1 protein-coding gene is annotated in these 681 nt (G+C 63.1%); it reads left to right on the top strand.

What is annotated here, in order from left to right; all coding sequences use genetic code 11:
* Positions 1-681, top strand: a 681-nt coding sequence (locus tag E4Q23_RS21230) for a hypothetical protein (protein WP_423753375.1), incomplete at both ends; no start/stop codon positions are given.

Here is a 681-nt window from a genome sequence, read left to right on the forward strand (position 1 = left end):
ACGCTCGCCGGCCAAAGTGGAGGCCGTGCAGGCGTCGGCTGACGGCAAGCGGCTCTGGGTGGCAGAGGCCACCGGGACCTTGCGTGAAGTACAGATCGAAGGTGATCGACTGCTAGATGCTGGCGTCGCATGCCGATTACCGGCGGGCGATGTGCGCCACCTTTCGGTGGCGCCGGGAGGGCGGTGGCTGCTGCTATCTGGATACCAGCACCGGGTGTATAGCTGCGATTTGCAGCGTCATGGCGAGTCAGCGTATGCTTGGCCGATTTCGGGCCGCTTGGCACTCGCTTGGTTCGACGCGGTCCATGACTCCTGGCTGATGATGAGCGACGGAGGCGATCTCTGGCAGGCGAGGGGCAATGACAGGGAGGCGAAACGGGCCGTGCTGGTGCTGGAAGGATCTGCAGGGCGGACCTTGGGTGAAGTCTCGGCGGGCATTATTGCTTTGGCTGGCCGTCACGTAGCCTTAGCCACAGCGGACTCAGTCTGGTTGGGGCGCTCCCAGCCAGCGGGATGGACCTTTAGCAAGCTTGCGAAGATGGGTCCCGTGCAGGTGATGGCATTCTCGCCTGATGGCGAGCGCCTGGCTGTGGTCGAGGATCGCTCTAGCAAAGTGCTCGTCATTCGGTGCAGGGATGGAGAACGCCTGGCCGAACTGGATCATGGCGCGCAGGTGTTCAT

This window comes from Candidatus Accumulibacter phosphatis (assembly GCF_012939955.1).
GTDB lineage: Bacteria > Pseudomonadota > Gammaproteobacteria > Burkholderiales > Rhodocyclaceae > Accumulibacter > Accumulibacter delftensis.